General features: G+C 61.8%; 2 protein-coding genes. One reads left to right on the plus strand and one right to left on the minus strand.

What is annotated here, in order from left to right:
- A partial coding sequence (locus AC1DS5_RS25045) for a DMT family protein (RefSeq protein WP_477720949.1) occupies positions 1–163 on the plus strand: 163 nt, incomplete at its 5' end.
- A gap of 10 nt (positions 164–173) precedes the next feature.
- Here AC1DS5_RS25045 and AC1DS5_RS25050 read toward each other — a convergent pair.
- On the minus strand, positions 174–709 hold a 536-nt coding region (locus AC1DS5_RS25050), incomplete at its 5' end, for a PQQ-dependent sugar dehydrogenase (protein ID WP_477720948.1).

Raw genomic sequence — 709 nt, forward strand, 5'->3', positions numbered from 1 at the left:
CTACAATGCCGCCCAGTTGAAGACGATGCAGGAAGTCATCACGCTGGTCGTGTTTGCTGCATTTTCGGTGCTGTATCTGAAGGAGCCGCTCGGCTGGAATCACGCGCTGGGCTTTGCCTTCATCGCGCTCGGGGCGTTCTTCATTTTCCACAAGTGGTCGTAGCAGCGACCGCTTACTTCCCGGCTGGCGTAATCCGCAAGATTCGTCCTGCCGAACTATCCGTCAGCAGCCACAGCGCGCCGTCCGGTCCTTGCCGGACGTCGCGGATGCGTTCGTTGAGATTTTGCAGGACGCGCTCTTCGGACGTGACCGTGTTTCCGTTGAGCTGTAGCCGCACCAGCATCTGGCCTGCCAGCGCGCCGGTGAACAGGCTGCCCCGCCAGCGCGGGAAGAGATCGCCGGTATAGAACGTCATGCCGGACGGGGCGATCGACGGCACCCAGTATTTCACCGGCTGCTCCATGCCTGCCTTCGACGTGGTTTCGTGGATCTTCGCGCCGGAATAGTCGATGCCGTAGCCGATCACAGGCCAGCCGTAATTCTTGCCCTTGCCGATGATGTTCACTTCATCGCCGCCGCGCGGCCCGTGCTCGGTCTCCCACAACTCACCGGTCGCCGGATTGATGGCGAGACCTTGCTGGTTGCGATGACCGTAGCTCCAGACCTCCGGCCTGGCGCCGTCGCGGCCGACAAACGGATTGTCTTTCG

The organism is Polaromonas sp. P4_H1 (assembly GCF_056400945.1).